General features: G+C 58.8%; 19 protein-coding genes. 9 read left to right on the top strand and 10 right to left on the bottom strand.

What is annotated here, in order from left to right:
• Positions 1–34: 34 nt before the first annotated feature.
• Genes Q0903_RS12580 through Q0903_RS12565 form a run of 4 tightly spaced genes read right to left on the bottom strand, consistent with a single transcriptional unit; the run spans position 35 to position 3,255 of the window.
• On the bottom strand, positions 35–1,015 hold the full coding sequence (locus Q0903_RS12580; RefSeq protein ID WP_299415770.1) for an alcohol dehydrogenase catalytic domain-containing protein: 981 nt from the start codon (positions 1,013–1,015) through the stop codon (positions 35–37).
• Entirely contained in the window at positions 1,012–1,773 is a 762-nt protein-coding gene (locus tag Q0903_RS12575; protein ID WP_299415767.1) for an SDR family oxidoreductase, read from the bottom strand. Before Q0903_RS12575 ends, Q0903_RS12580 begins: the two co-directional genes overlap by 4 nt.
• A gap of 2 nt (positions 1,774–1,775) precedes the next feature.
• A complete protein-coding gene (gene hisD, locus Q0903_RS12570; protein WP_299415765.1) occupies positions 1,776–3,083 on the bottom strand; it encodes a histidinol dehydrogenase in 1,308 nt (435 codons plus the stop codon).
• Between the two features lie 10 nt (positions 3,084–3,093).
• Positions 3,094–3,255, bottom strand: coding sequence for a hypothetical protein (locus Q0903_RS12565; protein WP_299028010.1), 162 nt, complete (start codon positions 3,253–3,255; stop codon positions 3,094–3,096).
• A gap of 157 nt (positions 3,256–3,412) precedes the next feature.
• Here Q0903_RS12565 and Q0903_RS12560 point away from each other — a divergent pair, with 157 nt between their 5' ends.
• From Q0903_RS12560 to Q0903_RS12525, 8 genes are all read left to right on the top strand, one after another.
• Positions 3,413–4,435, top strand: coding sequence for a LacI family DNA-binding transcriptional regulator (locus tag Q0903_RS12560; protein ID WP_299415762.1), 1,023 nt, complete (start codon positions 3,413–3,415; stop codon positions 4,433–4,435).
• A 248-nt stretch (positions 4,436–4,683) separates the two neighbouring features.
• Positions 4,684–5,979 carry a sugar ABC transporter substrate-binding protein gene (locus tag Q0903_RS12555; protein WP_299028015.1) on the top strand — a complete coding sequence of 432 codons (1,296 nt, stop codon included), beginning with the start codon at positions 4,684–4,686 and terminating at the stop codon, positions 5,977–5,979.
• A 172-nt stretch (positions 5,980–6,151) separates the two neighbouring features.
• Complete coding sequence (locus Q0903_RS12550) at positions 6,152–7,093, top strand: sugar ABC transporter permease (RefSeq protein ID WP_299028018.1); 942 nt, start codon at positions 6,152–6,154, stop codon at positions 7,091–7,093.
• 11 nt (positions 7,094–7,104) lie between these two features.
• Positions 7,105–7,941 (top strand): carbohydrate ABC transporter permease, encoded by an 837-nt coding sequence (locus Q0903_RS12545; protein ID WP_299028021.1) that lies wholly within the window; start codon positions 7,105–7,107, stop codon positions 7,939–7,941.
• Between the two features lie 95 nt (positions 7,942–8,036).
• Positions 8,037–8,930 carry an AraC family transcriptional regulator gene (locus tag Q0903_RS12540; RefSeq protein ID WP_299028024.1) on the top strand — a complete coding sequence of 298 codons (894 nt, stop codon included), beginning with the start codon at positions 8,037–8,039 and terminating at the stop codon, positions 8,928–8,930.
• On the top strand, positions 8,927–10,348 hold the full coding sequence (locus tag Q0903_RS12535; RefSeq protein WP_299415758.1) for a mannitol dehydrogenase family protein: 1,422 nt from the start codon (positions 8,927–8,929) through the stop codon (positions 10,346–10,348). Before Q0903_RS12540 ends, Q0903_RS12535 begins: the two co-directional genes overlap by 4 nt.
• Complete coding sequence (gene ugpC, locus Q0903_RS12530) at positions 10,336–11,373, top strand: sn-glycerol-3-phosphate ABC transporter ATP-binding protein UgpC (protein ID WP_299415755.1); 1,038 nt, start codon at positions 10,336–10,338, stop codon at positions 11,371–11,373. The genes Q0903_RS12535 and ugpC overlap by 13 nt, the downstream gene beginning before the upstream one ends.
• 24 nt (positions 11,374–11,397) lie before the next feature.
• The gene (locus tag Q0903_RS12525; RefSeq protein ID WP_299415752.1) at positions 11,398–12,333 is read left to right on the top strand and encodes a carbohydrate kinase; all 936 of its coding nucleotides are present in this window, start codon (positions 11,398–11,400) and stop codon (positions 12,331–12,333) included.
• Between the two features lie 101 nt (positions 12,334–12,434).
• On the opposite strand, the gene Q0903_RS12520 is transcribed toward Q0903_RS12525, so the two are convergent.
• The 6 genes from Q0903_RS12520 to Q0903_RS12495 all read right to left on the bottom strand — a co-directional run bounded on the left by Q0903_RS12520 (position 12,435) and on the right by Q0903_RS12495 (position 19,349).
• On the bottom strand, positions 12,435–12,743 hold the full coding sequence (locus tag Q0903_RS12520; RefSeq protein WP_299415750.1) for a hypothetical protein: 309 nt from the start codon (positions 12,741–12,743) through the stop codon (positions 12,435–12,437).
• A 10-nt stretch (positions 12,744–12,753) separates the two neighbouring features.
• Entirely contained in the window at positions 12,754–13,464 is a 711-nt protein-coding gene (locus Q0903_RS12515) for a hypothetical protein (protein ID WP_299415747.1), read from the bottom strand.
• Positions 13,465–13,531: 67 nt separating this feature from the next.
• Entirely contained in the window at positions 13,532–15,574 is a 2,043-nt protein-coding gene (locus tag Q0903_RS12510; RefSeq protein ID WP_299415744.1) for a hypothetical protein, read from the bottom strand.
• Positions 15,575–15,577: 3 nt separating this feature from the next.
• The gene (locus Q0903_RS12505; protein ID WP_299415742.1) at positions 15,578–16,093 is read right to left on the bottom strand and encodes a hypothetical protein; all 516 of its coding nucleotides are present in this window, start codon (positions 16,091–16,093) and stop codon (positions 15,578–15,580) included.
• A 173-nt stretch (positions 16,094–16,266) separates the two neighbouring features.
• Positions 16,267–18,189, bottom strand: a complete 1,923-nt coding sequence (locus Q0903_RS12500) for a hypothetical protein (RefSeq protein WP_299415739.1) — start codon at positions 18,187–18,189, stop codon at positions 16,267–16,269.
• Entirely contained in the window at positions 18,186–19,349 is a 1,164-nt protein-coding gene (locus Q0903_RS12495) for a phosphatase PAP2 family protein (RefSeq protein ID WP_299028046.1), read from the bottom strand. Before Q0903_RS12495 ends, Q0903_RS12500 begins: the two co-directional genes overlap by 4 nt.
• A 149-nt stretch (positions 19,350–19,498) precedes the next feature.
• Between Q0903_RS12495 and Q0903_RS12490 the strand changes: the two genes are divergently transcribed.
• Positions 19,499–21,052 carry a hypothetical protein gene (locus Q0903_RS12490; RefSeq protein WP_299028050.1) on the top strand — a complete coding sequence of 518 codons (1,554 nt, stop codon included), beginning with the start codon at positions 19,499–19,501 and terminating at the stop codon, positions 21,050–21,052.
• Positions 21,053–21,221: the final 169 nt, after the last annotated feature.

The following is a 21,221-nucleotide window of genomic DNA, read 5'->3' as shown; positions in this document are numbered from 1 at the left end:
TTCGGGGCGGGTGTGTGTCAGGGTTCATTATACATCAGGACCAAGGCGTCAGGATAATTTTCGGGGCTGCCACAGTGCCTGCGCGCAGGTCTTGGAACGCGGCAAAACCTTGGGACAAGGGGCGCGACTGGGTCCAGTCCAGCGGACCGAGGCGGCCCTCGAAAATGGCCTGCGCGGTATCGCGGAAATCCTGCGCGGTGTAGGTATAGGTCCCGATAAAGGTGATCTCTTGCAAGGTCATGCGGCGCACATCCAGCCCGCCTGAATCTTCGCCCAGACCCACGTGGGCGATCACACCACCCGGTTGGGCAAGGGCCGACGCCGTGGCGCGGGTGGCACCATAGCCGACCGCGTCGATCACGATTGCGAACTGCCCTGTGGCATCGCCCACCGCATCTTCCCCGCAGCGTTTTTTGAGGAAGGCGCGGCGCGTTTCGTTCGGTTCGGCGATGGTGATGTCATCTACCCCCATCGCACGCAGCGCCAGTGCAGCAGCAAGCCCGATAGCCCCGCCGCCAATCACCAGCGCACGTTTGTCCATCGCCGGATGCAACGCTTCCAGTGCCAGCCGCACCGCGTGCCAACTGACGGCCAAAGGCTCGGCCAGTGCGGCTTTGTCCAGTGGCACGTCGTCAGGCACCGCAACCAGATTGGCGGCGGGCATGGTGATGTATTGGGCAAATGCGCCTTCGCGTGGCATCATCGAAATGATCTGGCGATCAGGGCAGAGATTTTCGCGCCCGCTGGTGCAGGCAGGGCATGTGCCGCAATTTACCAGCGGATTAACTGTCACGCGCTGGCCATCCTGCGCGCCGCCGGTAATCACACCGGCAGCCTCATGCCCCAGGATCAGCGGTGCAGGGCGGCGTGCATCGTGGCCCAGATAGGCGTGCATGTCAGAGCCGCAAATGCCCACGGCTTCAACCTTGATTAGCTGCTCGCCGTTTTGCGGTACGGCATCGGGCACATCACGAAACCCGAGGGTTTCAACCCCGTCATACACAAGTGCTTTCATTTTGCAGTAAACCCCCCGTCGACCATCAGAACCTGCCCTGTGACATAGGCGGAAGCCTCGGAGCATAAAAACAGCAGTGGCCCGTCCATGTCTTCCATGCGCCCGTTGCGGCCTGTGCAGGTCTGCGCCGCATTGCGGGCAGCACGCTCTGGGTCGTCAAACACGGCTGCTGTCAGCTCTGTCGGGAAAAACCCGGGGCCGATGGCATTGGCTGTGATGCCGTGGGGCGACCAGGCTTGCGCCATGGCGCGGGTCAGCTGGCCAACTCCGCCTTTGGTCGCACCATAGGCAATGCCACCCGGAAAGGCCCGCGTGGTCTGCAGCGAAGCGAAATTGACAATCCGCCCCCAACCTTTGGCCTTCATCGCAGGAACAAGAGCTTGGGACAGAAAGAAAGGCGCAGTGAGGTTGATTGCCAAGGTGTTGTCCCAGCCCTCTGGGGTGACTTCATCGGCGTCCTGCCGCGTGTTCAGCCCTGCGGCGTGGATCACGATATCGGGTGCGCCAAAGGGGCTGGCGATGTCGGTCGCGAGGGCGGTGATCGCGGCGCGGTCCGCGATATCGGCTGCCACGCGCGCAGCGTTTTTACCGATCTGCGCGCACATTTCGTCCAAGGCCTCAGCCCGCCGCGCAACACCGACAACCTGCGCCCCCGCAGCGGCCAGCGCAGTCGCCGCCCGCCGACCCAACCCCGAGCTTGCGCCGGTCACGCACGCCACACGGCCCGTCAGATCAAAAAGGGTGCGCGGATCAGTCATGCCTAGCCTTCTGCAGTCAGATCAAAGTTCTCACCGGGAAAGTATTTGGCCAGACGCACATCAGCGGCGCGGGCGTGGCCCTCCATCCCCTCCAGCCGCGAAATGCGCGCGGTAGCCTCGGCCACACGTTTGGAGGCATCGCGCGTGGTGCGCTGCCATGTGACGATCTTCATATATTTATGCACCGACAGGCCGCCCGTGTATCCCGCAGCGCCCGATGTGGGCAGCACGTGGTTGGTGCCAGATGCTTTGTCGCCGTAAGACACGGTGGTTTCCTCACCCAAGAACAGCGAGCCATAGCAGGTCAGCCGGTCCAGCCACCAATCCAGATCATCGGCCTGCACGGTCAGGTGTTCGGGCGCGTAATCATCCGAACACGCGGCCATTTCTTCGCGGTCGGCGCACAGGATGACTTCGGCATAGTCGCGCCATGCGGCAAAGGCGTTTTCGCGGTTCAGTTCGGGCAGATCATCAATCAGACCCGGCACCAGTTCCATCACTTTTTCGGCCATTGCACGGTCATCGGTGACCAGCCAGACGGGCGAGTTATAGCCGTGCTCGGCCTGACTGACCAAATCAGTGGCTACGATATGGGCATCAGCCGTTTTATCGGCCAGCACAAGGCTGTCTGTCGGGCCTGCGATCATGTCGATGCCAACGCGGCCAAACAAGATGCGCTTGGCCTCGGCCACGAACTGGTTGCCGGGGCCGACCAGTATGTTGGCCTTGGGCAGACCGAACAGGCCAAATGTCATGGCTGCCACCCCCTGCACACCTCCCATGGCAAGGATTTTGTCCGCACCGCAGATATGGGCGGCATACACAATCGCGGGGGCCACACCCACATCAGGGCGCGGGGGCGAACAGGCTGCGATATGGCGGCACCCCGCAACTTTGGCTGTGGTCACTGTCATAATGGCAGAGGCGATGTGGCTATAGCGCCCGCCGGGTACATAGCAGCCCGCCGCATCCACGGGGATCGCCTTTTGACCTGCGACGAAACCGGGCTCGATCTCCATCTCGACGTTTGTGAGGGTGGATTTCTGGATTTCGGCAAAGCGGCGCACGTTGTCATGGGCAAAGCGGATGTCGGCCTTGAGCTTTTCCGGGACCAGCGCGCAGGCTGCCTCGATCTCTTCCGCGGTCAGGATCACGTTGCCTTCGTATTGGTCGAACTTGGCGGCGTATTCCATGGCTTTGGCATCGCCGCCTTCTTCGATATCGGTGAGGATGTTTTGCACGATATCGTGGGTCTTGGAGGCGTCTGATTTCGCGGTCAACGTCGCTTTTTTCAGGTATTCACGTGTCATGTAATGCTTCCTAGCGTTGGATGTTTGCCAGCGTATGCGCGGCGCGTGCAGGCAAAGGGGCGGTAAGGGGCGAATAGGCGGTATGTGTAAACAGGGTCGCCACAGCAGTACCGCTGTCATGCACCGAGCCGGCCAGTCTGGCGGTTGCGCAGGGCAGAGCGGCAAATTGCATGGGCGCTGTCTTTCATGGAATGGGTGGTGTTATTCGCACCATAGCTCTGTAAAGCAGCAATGCAAGCCCTTACATTTTGCTGCTGGATCATAAGTCTGTGGCCTGATCTTTGGTGTTGGGATAAGCTGACGACACTGCTGAACCTTTTGGAGATATGATGAAATCTGCACCCGCTGCCCCCACTCTGGATGACGTGGCCCTCCTTGCGGCGGTGTCTACGGCGACTGTGTCGCGCTGCATCAATGAGCCCGAAAAGGTAGCGGTGCGCACGCGGGACAAGGTCGCGGCGGCGATTGCGCAATTGGGGTATACGCCCAACTTTGCCGCGCGCTCTATGGCGGCAAAGCGGACCTTTACGATTGGTGCGATCATTCCGACGATGGAGAATGCGATTTTTGCGCGGGGGCTACAGGCGTTCCAAGAGGCGCTGGATGCGCGCGGCTATACACTGCTTGTTTCAAGCTCTGCCTACAGTCTTGACGCGGAAGAGGAGCAAATTCGCAATCTGGTCGCGCGGGGGGCGGATGGTTTGTTGGTGATCGGTCATGACCGTGATCCGGCCATCTATGACTATCTGGAGCAGCAGCGTGTGCCGGTTCTGGTGGCCTGGTCCTATGACGAAAACGCGCGCGCGCCCTCCATCGGGTTTGACAACCGCGCCGCGATGCGTGCGCTGGCGGAGCGGGTCCTCGCGCTGGGTCATCGCGATATTGCGATGATTTCCGGCACTAGCGCACAAAACGATCGTGCGCGGATGCGGATCGCGGGCCTGTGCGATGCGATGGCCGCACACGGGCTGGATCCTGCGACGCTTGACCCTGTTGAAGTGCCTTACGGATTTGACGAGGGGACCGAGGCTTTTGTGTCTTTGATGGCGCGCACCCCACGGCCCAGCATTGTAATGTGTGGCAATGACGTTCTGGCTGTGGGTGCCGTGCGCGGTGCGCGGCAAATGGGCCTGCGGGTGCCACAAGACATCTCGATCACCGGGTTTGATGACATAGAGCTTGCATTGGTGGTCGAGCCTGCCTTGACCACGGTACATGTCCCCCACCGCACCATGGGTGCGCTGGCCGCTGCCGAACTGGTTGCGATGATTGAGGAAAAGCGCAGCGGCATGTCCCAAAGACTGATCGCTGAGGTGGTAGAGCGCGCTTCTGTCGCGCCTGTGGGTAGATAAAAGTCGCACAGGATTGGCGCGCGGGGTAGCGCTATTATACCTCAACCTGAGGCCTGATTTGGCTGCGCTGCAGCATTTTCGAACAACGCATTATTGTGCCTTAACGACAGGTATCTTGACAAAAATTAATCAGAATTGCGGTTTTTGTATGCCCTTTTGCACAAAACGTATTGGATGACGTTTTGTTAATCCTGCACGTTGGCGAGGCAGAGAAAAGAATCGAATCTGTAATTTCTGGGAGGAACCACATGAAATCTCTTCGCAATACGGCACTTGGTCTGACACTTGGCATTGCCGGTGCGTCCTTTGCCCTGGCCGATGGCCATTCCAAAGAACTGACAATCGCGATCGTGAACAACGGTCACATGATCAACATGCAAAAAGTCGCCGAGGCCTACACCGAAGAAACCGGTGTAAAGCTGAACTGGGTGTCGCTGGAAGAAGGCGTTCTGCGCGAGCAGGTCACATCCGACACGGCCACAGGTGGCGGCCAGTACGACATTATCAACATCGGCATGCAGGAAGCACCCATCTGGGGCGCTGCTGGCTGGATCGAGCCGCTGGAATTCGGCGCCGAGTATGACGTAGACGACATGCTGCCTGCCATGCGCAACGGTCTGTCACACGAAGGTACGCTCTACGCGGCACCATTCTATGGCGAAAGCTCCATGGTTATGTACCGCAAGGACCTGACCGACGCTGCTGGCGTATCAATCGCCGACAACGACAGCTGGGACAACGTGAAGGCCGCAGCCGCAGCCATCCACAACCCTGATGCCGGCGTTTACGGTGCCTGCCTGCGCGGCAAGCCAGGCTGGGGCGACAACATGGCGTTCATCACAACAGTGGTAAACTCCTTTGGTGGTGCATGGTTCGACAAAGACTACCGTCCGACCATCAACTCTGATGAGTGGAAAGCGGCCATGAACTTCTACGTGGATCTGCTGGGCAACTACGGCCCTCCCGGCTCCGAGGGTAACTCGTTCAACGAAATCCTCGCGCTGTACAACGAAGGCAAATGCGGCATGTGGATCGATGCCACAATCGCGGCGTCCTTCCTGACAGTAGACGGTGTTGCATACGCACAGTCGCCAAACGCAGGTAACCCTGTTGGCGCGAACTGGCTGTGGGCATGGGCAATGGCTGTACCAACAGGTACGGACAACTCTGACGAAGCCAAAGCCTTCATCGAGTGGGCAACATCCAAAGCGTACATCCAGGCTGTTGCAGATCACCCAGACTTCGGCTGGGGTTCGGTTCCAACCGGTACACGCGCATCCACCTATGCTTCTGCTGACTTTCAGGCAGCTGCACCTTTCGCCGCAGCCGAGCTGGCCGCGATCGAATCCGCAGCACCAGAAGCAACTGACATCAAGCCATACGTAGGTGTTCAGTTTGCAGCGATCCCCGAGTTCCCCGAAGTCGGTTCCGCTGTAGCACAGGAAATGGCTGCGGCCCTGTCCGGTGCAAAATCTGTAGACGATGCGCTGGCCGCTGCTCAGCAGGCAGCCGACGCAATCATGTCCGAAGCGGGCTACTACTAACTCGCTTTGACAAATGCAGAGGTCCGGTGGCATGCCGCCGGACCTCTCACTCCAAACCCGCATTTCCGTTTTTCCGGCCAGCAGCACCGCGTGTGCCGCTGCCCTGAACAACTGTCACCTCCGCCACGGGGCCGCTTTGGCCTTGGTGTTTAGCAAGGACACGAGATCCGTCATGTCAAATCGTACGCTCCCCCGTCTGCTTCAATCGCCCGCTGTATTGCTTTTGCTGGTGTGGATGCTGGTCCCGCTGGGGATGACACTGTATTTCTCCTTTATCCGCTACGTTCTCAACAGTGCGCGGCGGCCTGAATGGACGACACCATCGCTCAGCAACTGGCGCGGTTTTGGCAACTATGAATATGTGTTGTTCAACGCCAAGGATTTCTGGCTGGCTGTCCAAAACAGTGTGTTCATCGTCAGCAGTATTCTGGTGCTGACCGTCATTCTGGGGTTGGGGATTGCCGTACTGGTCAATCGCAGCTTTCCGGGGCGCGGGATTGTACGGGTCTTGCTGATCTCGCCCTTCTTTGTGATGCCTGCGGTCAACGCGGTTTTGTGGATCAACATGATCCTTGATCCCGTGTTAGGGCTGAACGGTCTGGCCATCTCGGGCATTAACAGTGTTGTGGACGGTCTGCGTGATTTCCCTGTGCTGGGGTCTTTCTTCTCGCTCTGGCCGCCGCTTGAGCCGGTCTCGTTCCGCGCGACCCAGACATCGGCCTATGCGGTCATAATGATGGTGACATGGCAGTGGACGCCCTTTGCGGTGCTGATCTTTATGACCTCGCTGCAATCCGAGGACGAGCAGCAGAAAGAGGCGGCCATTCTGGACGGGGCCAACGCATGGTCACGCTTCCGCAACCTGACAGTGCCACATCTGGCGCGCCCGATCGCCATCGTTGTGATGATCCAGTCGATCTTTCACCTGTCGCTCTATGCCGAGATCGAGATCGTCAGCCGTGGCAACGGGAACAAGAACCTGCCCTATCTGATCGGGGAGTTCACCTCCAACAACATCGGTGCCGCAAGCGCCACGGGCATCTTCGCCGTCATTCTGGCCAATATCGTTGCAATCTTCTTGCTGCGTATGGTCGGCAAAAGTCTAATGGACTGAGGAGAGTAGCAATGGCTGCCGTAACAGAACAATCCAAATTCGGACACATCATCTGGCCTGTCGTGGCATGGATCGTGGCGCTGGTTTTCTTCTTTCCGATCTTCTGGATGGTGTTCACCAGCTTCAAAACCGACGCTGATGCGGTCAAGCCGGAATTCTTGTTCCGCTTTACGCCGACGTTGGAAAATTACACCAACATGACGCAGAATTATGACTATTGGCGCTTTGCCATCAACTCGGTCATCACATCGACGTTCGCCACGCTGTTTGCGTTGGTGGTGGGGGTACCTGCGGCCTATGCGATGGCATTCAACCCCAGCCGCCACACCAAGGACGTGCTGCTGTGGATGCTCTCGACCAAGATGCTGCCAGCAGCGGCGGTTCTGTACCCGATGACCTTTCTGACCAAGAACTTCCTTGGAATTTATGATACGCATTTCCTGATTATCCTTGTGTTGTGTCTGATCAATCTGCCCATCGTCGTGTGGATGCTGTTCACCTATTTCAAGGAAATCCCCAAAGAGATCATCGAGGCGGCGCAGATGGACGGTGTCAGCACTTGGGGCGAGATCAAGGACATCCTGATCCCGCTGGCGTGGGGGGGGATGGCTTCGACTGCGCTGCTGTGTTTCATCTTTTGCTGGAACGAGGCCTATTGGACCGTACGCCTGACCACGACAGAGGCGGCTACCCTGTCCAAACTGATTGAAGGCAACCGCGCACCAGAGGGTCTGTTCTTTGGCCGCCTGTCCGCTGTGTCGACTGCCGCTGTTGGCCCGATCATCGTGCTGGGCTGGTTCTGCCAGAAGCAGCTGGTGCAGGGTCTGACATTTGGTGCGGTGAAATGATAACGGGTGTATCCTTGCCCCTGATGCGCGCGGTTGTGCGGGGGGCGGCAATCGCCACGCCCGCGCCGCTGGCTGCACAGTGTTGAGGTAGATTTATGTCCATCATGACCCCCGAAATCGAAATGGTCGACCGCTCCACGCGGTCTATCCGCTACCTTCAGCACGGTTGGCCTACAGACCTGTGCCGCTGGCACGCCCATGAGGAATACGAACTGCACCTGATCACTGCGACACGCGGCAAAGCGTTTGTCGGTGACTATATCGGCGATTTCAAAGCAGGCGATCTGTTCATGACAGGGCCGAACCTGCCGCACAACTGGATCACCGATCAGGTCTGGACCGAGCCTGTGGTCACGCGGGATATGCTGGTTCAGTTCAACCATGAAAGCGTGGTCAAACTGGCCGAGGGGTTTCCCGAATTCAGTCAGGTGCTGCATATGTTGCAACTGGCGCAGTCGGGCATTCAATTCGAAGGGTTTAACGGCACTTTTGCACGCGGACACATGGAAGCGATCCGCGACAACAAGGGCGCCGAACGTATTCTCGCCTTTATCCGTTTCCTCGTGCGTCTGAACGAACATGCCGAGAAAAAGACACTGTCGGTGGCGCGCATGGTCCAGCCTGAAGGCGGCAGCAAACAAGCGCGCATCGCGCAGGTCATCGATTACGCGACCAAAAATTATCACGACAGTTTTTCCGTGGCCGAGGCCGCCAGCATGGCTGGCATGACCGAAGTGACCTTTAGCCGGAATTTCCAGACTGTCACGGGCCACAGCTTTGTCGAGTTTCTGAACCGCATCCGCATCGGGCAGGCCTGTGCCATGCTCTATGCCTCGGACGATCAGATCATCACCATCGCGCAGAACTCAGGCTTCAAGAACCTTGCCAATTTCAACCGTCACTTTTTGAAAGTGAAGGGTATGACCCCGTCGGAATATCGCGCCACTGCGCGCAAAGACCTGATGCCACAGGCGGAGGACAGCAAATGAACAGTGCCACCCACGCCCCGATCTATGCCACTAAATATGACCGCGCCGACTGTGAAACAGGCATTGTGCATCTGGGCTTTGGTGCGTTCCATCGCGCGCACCAAGCTGTATATCTCGACGACTATATGGAGGCGACAGGTGATCTGCGTTGGGGTATCGCAGCCGTAAATCTGCGCGCCAGCGAGGGCGGGCATTTCCGCACAGCGGGCGAAGATGTTGCGCGCCACGACGGCTACTACCTTAAATCCTACTCCGCAGACGGGCAGGTTGCCCTGTGCCGCGTGCGCAGCCATGTGGCGTTTGTCGATTGGAGTGCGGACCGTGCAGGCACCGAAGCATTGCTGGCCCGCGCCTCGGTGCATCTGGTGACGATCACAGTCACAGAAAGCGGCTATTACACCGACCCTGTTGGCGATCTGAACCTGTCGGACCTCACTGTCGCCGCCGAGATTGCAGGCGGTACCGGCCAGACTGTCTATGCATATCTGCGCGCAGGATTGCAGCAGCGCATGGACCACACAGGCGCGCCGCTGACCATCGCGTGCTGTGATAACATCCGCCAGAATGGCAAGATGCTGCATCGCAATCTGCTGGCCTATCTGCGCGCTTGTGGCGACGCGGCGCTTGCCGAGTGGGCCGAGGCAAACGTGGCCTTTCCCTGTTCGATGGTTGACCGCATCACACCGCGCAGCCCTGCCGAGCTTGGGCCGGAACTGTCTGCGCTGGTGGGACGTGATGTGCAATCGCCCGTGATGGCCGAAGACTTTATTCAGTGGGTGCTGCAAGATCATGCAGCAGGCCCTATGCCTGATCTGGCCCGCGTCGGCGTGACGGTCACGCCCGATGTGGACCCCTATGAAGAAACCAAGATCAGGGTGCTGAACGGCGGCCACACGGCGCTGACTTATCTGGCCGCCCTTGAGGGGATCGAAACATTTGACGCAGCCATGCGCATCCCGCACCTGAACGCGCATTTTCATGCTTTCGAGACGCAAGAGGTTTTGCCTGCGCTCACGCTGACGCTGCCGTTTTCCAAGCAAGACTATCTTGCCGATATCGCCCGCCGTTTTAGCAACCGCGCGATCGGCGATACTGTTGCGCGCATCTGTGCAGATGGCATGGCAAAATTCCCGATCTTCATCCGTCCCACGGTTGAGGGCTGTCTGGCGCAGGGCATTATGCCTGTTCACGCGCTGCGCAGCATCGCAAGCTGGTATGTTTTTGCCCGCCATGTGCAGGCAGGTAAAATCCCCTTCGAATATCTTGAACCCAGCTGGGATGATCTCAAGGCGCTGATCGCAACAGACGCTTTTGTAACCTCTGCCCAGCTTTGGGGGCATCTCCCGCAAACTTATCCGCAGTTTACGCAAGCCCTGCGGCAAGAAATCAGTGAAATGGAAACAAAATGGCCGGTCTGACCCTTCGTGATGTGAAAAAGAGCTATGGCGATGTGCAAGTCATGCACGGTGTCGATCTGGACATCGAAGATGGCGAGTTTGTCGTGTTTGTTGGCCCGTCGGGCTGTGGCAAATCCACCCTGTTGCGGATGATTGCGGGGCTTGAGGAAATTTCGGGCGGCAGCGTCGCTATTGGCGATACCGAAGTAAATGACGTGGCGGCCTCCAAGCGCGGCGTGGCGATGGTGTTCCAGACCTACGCGCTCTATCCGCATATGACGGTTTACAAAAACATGGCCTTTGGTCTGAAACAGGCCAAGACCGACCCCGCCGAGATTGACCGCCGCGTGAAAGCCGCCGCCGACATCCTGCAAATCACCGATTATCTTGAGCGGAGTCCGCGCAACCTGTCGGGTGGTCAGCGCCAGCGTGTAGCCATTGGCCGTGCAATTGTACGTGACCCGTCTGTGTTCTTGTTTGACGAGCCGCTCTCGAACCTTGATGCGGCGCTGCGTGTTCAGACCCGTCTGGAAATCGCCCGCCTGCACGAGCGGCTGAAAACCACGATGATCTACGTGACCCACGATCAGGTCGAAGCGATGACATTGGCGGATAAAATCGTCGTGCTGCGCGATGGCCGGATTGAACAGGTAGGCTCGCCCATCGACCTGTACGAGCGCCCCGCGAACGCCTTTGTTGCGCAGTTTATCGGCAGCCCGAAAATGAACTTCTTTGAGACAGCCGATCTGGCCCCGAACGCCACAGCGGTGCTGGGTCAGGAACTGGCTGGCAATTTGCAGATCGGCCTGCGCCCCGAAAATCTGGTGCCCTGCGCGGTTGAAGATGCCGTGGTGCAAGGCACGCTGGAGCTGGTCGAGAACCTTGGTGAATATGCGTTGGTGCATTTGCAGACATCCACGGGTGTTGAATTTATCGCCAAAACCGAGAAACCCCCGCAGGCCGAAAAGGGCGAAACCATCGGTTTCACCATCAAGCCTGAATTGGCGCACCGTTTTGACACCGCATCGGGTTTGCGTCTGACCTGACGCCGCACAAAAAGGACAGCTGAGATGATTTTATGCTGCGGTGAAGCCCTGATTGATATGGTCCCTGCCCAAGCGGCAGGGGAAGCAGAGGCGCGCGCCGCCTTTATGCCGCTGTCGGGTGGGGCGATTTTCAATACCGCCATTGCGTTGGGCCGTCTGGAGACGCCAGTGCAGTTTTTCTCTGGCCTGTCGAGCGATCTGTTTGGCGTGCAACTGTCCGAGGCGCTGAACGCGTCCGGTGTGCAAACGGATTTGGTGGTGCGCAGCAATCGCCCCACCACGCTGGCGTTTGTGACACTAACGGACGGCCATGCGCAGTATACTTTCTATGACGAAAATACCGCAGGCCGGATGCTGGGCCTTGATGATCTTCCGGATCTGGGCGCGGATATATCCGCGCTCTATTTCGGGGGGATCAGCCTATGTGCCGAGCCGGCTGCCAGCGCCTATGAGGCTTTGGCGCTGCGCACTGCCAATCAAGCATTGATTGTATTGGACCCGAACATCCGTCCCGGCTTTATTCAGGATGAGCAAGCCTACCGTGCGCGGCTGGACCGTATGATCGGGGTCGCCGGCATCGTGAAAGTCTCTGATGAAGATCTGGACTGGATCGTGAACGATGCACAAGGCGAGGACGCGCAAGTGGCCCGCCTTCACGCGCTGGGCGCGCATCTGGTGGTCGTCACCAAAGGGGCCGACGGGGCCACAGCCCATGCTGTCGGGCAACCTATGGTGAGTGTTGCAGCACCGAAGGTGGAGATCAAAGATACAGTAGGCGCAGGCGACACGTTCAACGCAGGAATGATGGCGCAACTGCACCGCGACGGTTTGTTGAGCAAAGATACGTTGCCAGCGATCACCGCACAGCAGCTCCAGACGGCGCTGGCTTACGGTGCCAAAGTAGCGGCCATCACCGTCTCGCGCAGCGGCGCCAACCCGCCGCACCTGTCCGAGTTGTAGCTGCCTGTGTGCTGCCAAAATCGTACTGCGTCCAGTTTGTTATCACTCCGAGAAGGCGCACAGATCGGCAGTTGCCCCTAGGGTCTGTGTTCAAGCTATACTCATTGCAGGTAGTCTCGCTGCACTGGTGAAGCTGACAGCGCACGCTCGTTCAGCTGATCATAAAACTGCTGGCTGTCGTTTGGTCGCAGCTTTTGCTGGAATTTTTGGATCGGACCGTTGCCCTGTTGTACCGCGCCGATCCGCTGCTGCGCATATCGCATCCCGTTCCGAAATGATTTGCAGTTATTGCTCGCGTAAATCTCGGGGGACACTTCCTTAACGAGGCACGTCAGGGCCTGTTGGGCGAGATCTTCGTTCGCGCTGACAGGGGCCGCGATGAGCAGCAAGGGGATCAAATATTGCTTCATCGGTTTTTTCCTAGTCTTGGGTTGGCGTGATGGCTTCGGGCTGTGGATCTGGCGCAGGCAACGTGGTAGGGCGCGCTTCCTCGGTCACGACATTCGTCGAAATGGTCGAGTTGATGTTTCGTTTATACCGATCAATGTTGAGATCGCGGGTGAAAACAGGGACATCAGTTGTCGTGATGCTGGGTGCGCCCGGTCCTGCGTAATAGACGCTGAACAGCAGTGAGAACGTGCCCAGAAATATCATTATCATTCCGGGGAATGAGCTCTCTGCGCTCAGGCTGAGCCCGCTTTTGTGATTTACACCTGCTTTGTTGGCGTCCGAGGAATAGACGCGATCAAAGATCAGCACACTGCCCAGAACAATCGTGGTGAGCGAGACAACAATCGCTGCGACCGAGATCGAAAACCGGTAGAGTAATGCATGACCGATACGTGCGTTCTTCAGCTTTTGGTACTCCAGCTCCATAAAGCTGGGGTGGAGTGCATCGCCGCTTTTGAGTACGGCCGCGCCGTCCCCGTTGAGCGAGAAAATCTGGCTGGATTGCATGTAGGCCGAGTAGAACAGATAGCCCAAAAGCCCCAAGACAAATAACGTAGACATGGCGGAGACAAAATATGCCGCTTGGCGGGAATAGCTGTGGCCGCGAGGAATAAAGGGCTCTGGGGCAACAGGCAGCCCGCCAGGGGGGATCGGTCCAATTGTAACGGTCTGGTCGGTCATAATCTTAATCCTGAAACATGGGCGATGGGCGTCGGGCCGCAGGGAGGAGGACGGCCCGACGCAGGCATTACACGTAGGCGTGTGCTACGCGGTGGGTGCCTATTCCGAGCCATTCGCGATAGTCTTGACCGGCAATATCTACTTGCGGTTTCAGCCCACCTGCTGTGGCCATATTGCGGATTGTGATCTGCTCCCCGTCAAAGCCGTGCAGGCGCATGTCCCAAGGCTCGGGGTAGGTGAACATTTGCTCTTCCAGAATACTGACTGCCAACCGCTCGCCCAGACGCAGGCTGTCGTGGTAATCGGAGTAGTAGTGAACACCGGCCATATTGCGCCCGATGGAGATATTGGCCGCGAGTTTGTTCAATTCGCCTTCAACGGTGATCTCGCTGGCAAGGTCGCCGCTGTCGCGCAGCGCACTGCCATCATCTTCCGCCTCATAGATCATATCCATACCAATATCGGCCAGCGTCAACGGCTCCCAGCTGCTTTCGCTTTTGAACATCTGGAAGAAGGCTTTGAGGATGGTTACACAGGCGCCCGCCACAGTGGCATGGCCCGCGCCATACGCGGGATGCATGGGCGATCCCTCAATAAAGGCCATAGGCAGCAGTAGGCTTCGCTCCCCGATATTGCCGCGGTTTTCCAGAGGGTTTCCTGCGTGGGAAAGCTGCTGCATGTTGTGGGCGTTGATCTGGTCCAACAGGCCTGTGTGATGCAATTCGCCATGCATACGGATCAGGTTCTGGCGCGCACAGGCGGGCAAGCCGTCCAGATCGTTGTTGGCCACCAGCGTTAGCATCGCGCCCAGACGCTCGGGCCGTGCGCGGCGGTGGTAGTTGAATTTCTGACGCCGCACCAGTTTCAGCCCGCGTGAGGAAACCTCGGTGAGCAGTGCCAGCAGATGTGGATCGCCAAAGGTGGCAAAGCTGCCGCGCTGGCTGTCTTTCTTGCCCGAGGGCATGCCGGTGTCGAATGTCGCCTTGCCCAGCAACATCAATGCTGCGTTCAGATAGGCCTGATACAGCGCGTCAATTCGTACATATGACGCCAGATCGCGCGGCGTCGCGATAAAGCGGGGCGGCAATTCGCTGGGCGGCATCTCCTCCAGACATTCGGCATAGCCGCCCAGTTCCTGAAGCCTGCGCGGGTTGGCGCCGTTCTGCACATCCAGCCAGCTGTGCCAATCGCCCATATAGTCCAGACGCGGCTTAAACGTGGCGATCTTCTGCGAGATGGTCTGAACCCCGTATTTGATAAAGCCGTCCATCGGGTTTTTAGTCGTTCCCGCCAGCATGAACTGTGAAATATAAGGTCCAGTCATAGAACCAGGGGCAGAGCCGCGGAAAATTGAATGACCGTCCAGCGCGCTGCGCCCGCGCAGCCGTGCCGCGCGACGGGCTTTCTCGGGCTCGCTCAGCGGCTCTCCGATATCGGCGAAAATGCCTGTCACAGGCTCTTCAGGGCGAAACCACGGCAACTGGTTCAGCGCGGCCTGTACCGATTCAGGGCTGCTGCCCGCAGCACCAGGCGTTTGGTCGGAATTGCGAATGGCGGTGAAAGGTACATCGCGCAGCAGGGCAAGGCCGTAGACTTCGGCCATTTCTGCCGTCAACTCGTCCGTGCCTGCCGACGGGGCGGGCGGCATTGGCAAATCATCCGCATCCGCCCCCTGCAAATCCGCAACATGGCCCGAACGCGGGCTTTCCCAGTTGCGCACGTGCAGCGGCGTGCCTTCGGGGCCTGTGCAATGGAATGTGTGTTGTAGTCCGGTATCGTCAAAATCCCGCTCTGGCGGCAATGCGCCCAAGGCATCGCGCGGTCCCAGTGGTACGTCAAATGGCGCGGTTGAAGAATAGGGCGAGGGCGCGTTGATCGCATGGACAAACTGGCGGTATGCCTCGGGTGCGACGAACCCCCGTGCGTCATGGGGCAGCCCTTTGGTAAACTGGAATGGCCAGCTGTCTGTATGCGCGGCCTCTTCGCCATTGGCGGTGGTAGGCAACAAGGGGCGGGCGTTGGCCTGCACCGCAGCACTGGCGCGTTGCTGCTGTGAGTATTGGCGGCGTGCGCTGCCATTGGGCTGTGGCTTTGGGTGCGAAATTGTCATGGCTTATAGCTCCTCGGTATTGGGTGTCTCTTCGCCGGACCACGGCACACGAATGGCGTCGAACAGCCACGTGAGACCCTCGCTAGGGTCCTCGAACGGCTCGCACTTGTGGATCACGACGCCTGTCTCGCTCAGCCCGTGCAGATGTCGGCCCGAAGCGCGCAGCGTGGCGCGGCTGCCCGTCCACTCAACCTCGACGCAGCCATCGCCGGGAAAGAAGGCAGAGGGCATATCGCCGACCAATCCGGCTGGAACATCACGGTTAAAGATGAATGTCTCGCGGTTGCGCGCCAGATCGCTGCGGATCAGCGTGCCCACCAGCGTATTGCCCAGTTTGAGGTTTTTGGGCGGATCAATCTCGGAAGGATCGCATTTTCCGGCCTCTGTGATGGTCAGATGGGCACCATCCGCTTCGCGCCGTTCCACGATGAGGCGTTCACACCCGATGGATAGAACATTTGTCGGCGTTGCGTATTCTGCCAGTGTCAGCACGTTCCGCATGAGGATTTTATATGGCATTTCGGTATCTCCTTTGGTGCAGATGTCCTCAGGCTAGACACAGGGCGTCAGTCACGTGTCAGGCGGCCGTGAATGCGCCGTGAAAAGGCGTCAAAATCTGCTCTGTCAGGCATAAAAAAAGCCCCGCGCAGCATGGGGCTGAGCGGGGCAGGTCAGGGAGGTTTGGTATGTATCTAAATGGTATCTGCAAACTGTCGGGCATAGATCGCAGAGGCGATGGAGGTGCCGGCAGGCCGTGTCACCGTGCCGCTGCGCCGCGCGGCAGCAATCGGCCCGCCGCGCAGACGGCTGACCTCTGCCACTGCGGCTTCAACCGATTGCGCATTGGGCGCGCGTCGCGCGCCGCTGAAGCGGTAAGGCTGGCTGCCACCGTTTTGCAGGCCTGCGACGCCGATAATGCCGTTCGCACCACCGTTGAGGGCATCCAGCAGGACGGATCCGGTCCCCTCGCGGTGGACCTTGAGGGCAGGCGCACCCGTGCGGGGCACGTCAATGTCCAGTAAATCACCGTTATCGTCCAGCAGCAGATAGGCGGCGTCCACGAACCATGACTGGCGGCCCGTGCTGTTAAACCCTTCCAGACGGTCATCGCGGCGCACCCAAAGATCAATTGCAGCACCGCATGATTTCAGGCCAAGATCCCAAGTGCCTGACGGGGCCACAGGATGGGTCATATCGCGCCGCGCAGTTGGCGCGACGGTCAGGGTATAGTGGTCTGGTCCAAATCCTGTCGGATGGGCCAGTCGCGCAATGATCTGTCCGTTCTGGACCAGATCAGCATAAAATCCGGGCGCAGGGATTGCCGATGCTGACAGCGTTAACGGGGCCGCGCCTGGCAAGGTCAGCTCGAATTGTTCGAGCGGAGTGCCATCCCTCACAAAGATCTCGACGCTGCTGGGGGTCAGATCATCGGGGGGCAGGCCCCATGCGATATGCTCCATCCTGCCGCCAGCCAGCCGTCCATGCACACGGTCCTGCCGGTGGTTGCCAGTGGGGATGGTCAGGGCCAGGCTCTCGTGGGGCAGAGTTTGCAGGGCCGTCATTGTATCCCCCAGCAATGTGGCAAAACCACTCTGGCCTGTGCCGTTGTCAGGCCCGCCCGTAAACGCCAGACTGGCATTAATGACCAAAGGCGCCCCTGCGATCATGCCGGCACTGCCTGCCGCAGGGCTGAAAAACAGCGACGTCACAGCAATCGCTGCAAGCCCCAGCAGCAAAGGCGGCAGCAATTGTTGCCCCGAGGTGTCCAGCAGCACCGATGTCGGCAGCTCGACCCCGTAAAGCGGGCGATCGGTGTCATGCGTCCCTGGATCAGCTCCGGCCATGTGATCCAGTATCGCCGTGCCATGCCCTTCGCGCAGCGCCCAACTGTCCTGCATCCCTAAAGGCGGCTTTGAAAAAGCGCCATAGGCAGCGTCTTCGTCCAGCACGCCATTTTTGGTGAAATGATCGATCAGCGCGTCAATGTCATGACGCATCAAGAAGGTGCCAAGGCCCAGCAACGTATAGGTTGGAAACATCGGCTTGAACGCATCCAATGGAACACGGTCCTGTATCCAGAGCATTTCAAACCGCGAATAGCCGTCTGCCTTGCGGAAGCGTCGGTTTAAAAACGCGATAGAGAAATCTGCGATCCCCATCGCGACTGTCTTGCCAGCAGCAGCCTTGTACGGGCTGGATTTCTGGATCGATTTTTGCGCGGTTTGCTGTGGTGCGCGAAACGGGCTGCCCCCGCTGAATGCTTCGAATCCTTCGGCGACCCCATCAGCCCCGTGGATCGCATCGCGCGAAATCACTGGCCCCAGAAGGCCCGATGGGTGCAGCCCGCTCTTTTTGTTGCTGCGCGGCAGCCTGACAAAACCCTCTTCGACCTCTGTGCGTTCCAGCACGGCATCTGCCAACTGGCTGAACAGTTCGGCTGTGGCCTGCTCGGGCGCTTCGGCAATGTTTTTGCCGAAACCCGCAATCTGTTCGGCCAATTGTGCCACATCCAGATACCTGGGCTGGGCTGATTGATCCGAAAGCACCAGAAGGCTTGCTGTCGAAGGGTCAAGCATACCCTTCGGCAGGGGCAACGGTTCTGACCACTTGGTCATAGCGCCAGATCCTTTTCTGCACGGCTGCGCAAATCCTTCAGCTCGTCCGTGGCAGCGGGCAATGTCAGCGGGGCCGTCCGCGTGAGCCAAGCAAGTCCGGAAGGGGTTGCGGCAGTTGTGTTGACGACCGTGTCAAAGGCAGGTGCGGTAAAGTCCTGATTGCCGAATTTGGTTGCATCCACCGAAAAGCCTTCGGCGGCTGCTGGCAGGCCCGCAATGCCCAGCTTGGCAGCATAGATGCGTCCCAGCGTGATGCCCAGACAGGCCCCCGCCATGCTGTCCATCGGGAAATGAACGCCCGCAACGGTGCGGTTTTCCGCGATGCGCGTGGCCATGCGCATAAACAGATTGGCCTCGCTCAGCGTGTCTGCATCGCTATGACCTGCCAGACGGCTCAGCACATATGCGCCGGCAAAGCCTTCGGCGGCATGGCCACTGGGCATGGTCGAATGTTGTGGTGTCTGGATCACAGGGGCCGCATCGCGCATGAGGTCAATCGGGCGCGCAACGGGGACGGCATATTTGATCTGTGCCACCACGCTCATCGCCGCCTCAAGGACCGAGCGGAGCAGTTCCAGCGCCCAAGGCTGGGATATCCCATTGAGCTGTAACAGTCCGCCGTAAAAGCTCAGAACATCTGATTGCTGCAAAACGATCTCGGCCAGCCTGTCACCGCGCAAATCCTTGGCGCGAATTACCGCGTCGGCCTGTGCATCAAATACAGTGCCTTCAACCGGTCCGAACAGATCAAAAACCGCTGCACCGTTCAGGGCGACCGTGCCGTTGGATACTGTTTTGGTCGCGTCGGATGGCGCGGGCGCAGGTGTACCCGCAACTGTGACGTCAGCGTTCAAATGCTCAAGATAGATCAGCCGTCGAAAAATCGGGTTCATCCGTTCCAGTGCATCTGGCCCGCTTGTTACGGGGGTGACCGCATCAATAGGGCTGGGTGCGCTGGGCAAAACACCTTCCAGCGCCAGTGCCACGGCACTGGAGATCAGCGTATTGTTCGGCCCGCCTGCGTGATTGGTCATGGCGCTACCAGCCGATCCTGCACTGCCCGCGCTGCCCGCACTGCCCGCCGATCCGGCCGAGCCCGCGCTGCCCGCTGAACCTGCACTGCCCGCCGATCCTGCGCTGCTATAGAGTGAAAATGACATAATAACCCCCGTTGTCGTCGTTTCACCCCAATAAGAGCGCCAATATTCCCATCTGCAAACAGCAACTTTGGCCTTTAACGTTTTTTTCACGTTGTAGGAGTTTTGCGTTTTGGTCGGATCAGTGGTATTAACAGTCTCGGGAGAGACAAATGTTAACAGTTTCATTATACGGGCAGGTGAGTGTCCGTGGATCGGACGGAGAGGATTTGACCCCGCGCGGGAAGAAGACGCGCGGCCTGATTGCTCTGTTGGCTTTCTCCAAAGATTTCAAACGCTCGCGCGCTTGGTTGCAAGACAAACTGTGGAGTGATCGTGGCCCGGAGCAGGCCGCGGGCTCCATGCGGCAGGCGCTTGCCGATCTGCGCCGTGCGCTGGGAGCCGAGAAAAATGCGCTGGTTTGTGATGCAGGCTGGGTACAGCTTGATCCCGCGCTCACCCGCCTTGCGGCAGCTGACCCATCGGACCAAGGGCAGGAGATTTGCGAAGATCTGGATATCCGTGACCCCGAATTTGAAAGCTGGATCAGGGATTTACGCCAAAACACCGTTTCAACAGAAAGCGATGCGCGTACCGAACACCCCATTCTGGTGATCGTCACCGAAGGCAACGACAGTCCGGGATCTGACCAAACTCTCAAGTTCGTCCGCGACGACGTGATCCACTCTCTGCTAGAGCTGGGCGCGTACCGTGTACTGGATCTGGACGCCAGCCAGACAGACCGCCCCAGCAGCCCCGGACCAGGCGTATTTCTGCGCCTCACCTCTGTCACGATGGGCGCACAGCACAATGTTTCTGTCACGCTAGAGACGCTCTCGGCCTCATGGACCCTCTGGCAATCGCCGGTCGTGGCCTGTGATTTGCACTGCGATGATGAAGCCGTCTGGCGGCTGCGCAGTCTGGCGCAATCGTGCGTTTCGCGAATCCAGTATGCGATTGAACAGCAGGCAGAGAAGACAACAGCAGGCGAATTTGCCACATGTCTGGCCAGTCGCGCGCTGCGGTTGCTGTTTTCTTTTGGCAAATCCGATCTGATGCAGGCGGACGCGCTGCTGCGGGCGGCCTATGAAATCCACCCCAAGGGTGTATATCTGTCGTGGCGCGCGTTTTTGCGCAATACAGCCGTTTTCGAGCATCTGACCGACAGTTTTCTTGAGCCGCTGGACCATCACGAACTGCACGCGCAAGCGATCATGGATGATCCGCTGAACTCCTACGCGCTGCTGTTTGCAGGCCAGCAGTCTTTTGTGAACGACAGTGATCCCAAGCTGGGCCAGATGTTGTGCGACAAAGCACTTGAGCTGAACCCCAGTAACCCGATGGGTTGGGCCTTTAAATCCAATGTGCTGACGCTACTGGGTCAGAACTCTCTCTCGATCGAGGCTGCGCGGCGTGGGCGGTTGCTTTCCGAAGGGCTGCCGTGCCGTCCGTCCCTGCTGCTGCACGCCTGCATCGCAGAGACGGCATCAGGGCGGTATGAACAGGCCTTACTGCTGGGCAAATACTCCCAGATATCAAAAGCGAACTGTCAGGCGGTCAACCGCTTCATGTTCGTCATCAACCACGCTCTTGAACGCCCCGAAGAGGCGAACAAGCAGTTGGACCGCATTCGCCTGCGCGAGCCTGACTTTAAACGCGCCGATCTTGTCCGCTCGGATTATCCGACATGGACGTTGCAGCAAATGCCCATTGCCAGCATCATCTGACCGGTCCCTTATCTAGCTGCCCGAGACATCCCCTGAACGTGCCAGCGCACCCCGTAACGGAGGGCTGACTGCGTGAATGCCGCGCGGCGATTGTTCAAATTTTAGCATGTAATGGCCTCTTTACTGCCGCATTGATGCGGCAGGCTGCACCAAACCAGTCAGAGGCCGT

The organism is uncultured Sulfitobacter sp. (assembly GCF_947502895.1).
Lineage (GTDB): Bacteria > Pseudomonadota > Alphaproteobacteria > Rhodobacterales > Rhodobacteraceae > Sulfitobacter.
This window is presented reverse-complemented; position numbering and strand designations above follow the sequence as displayed.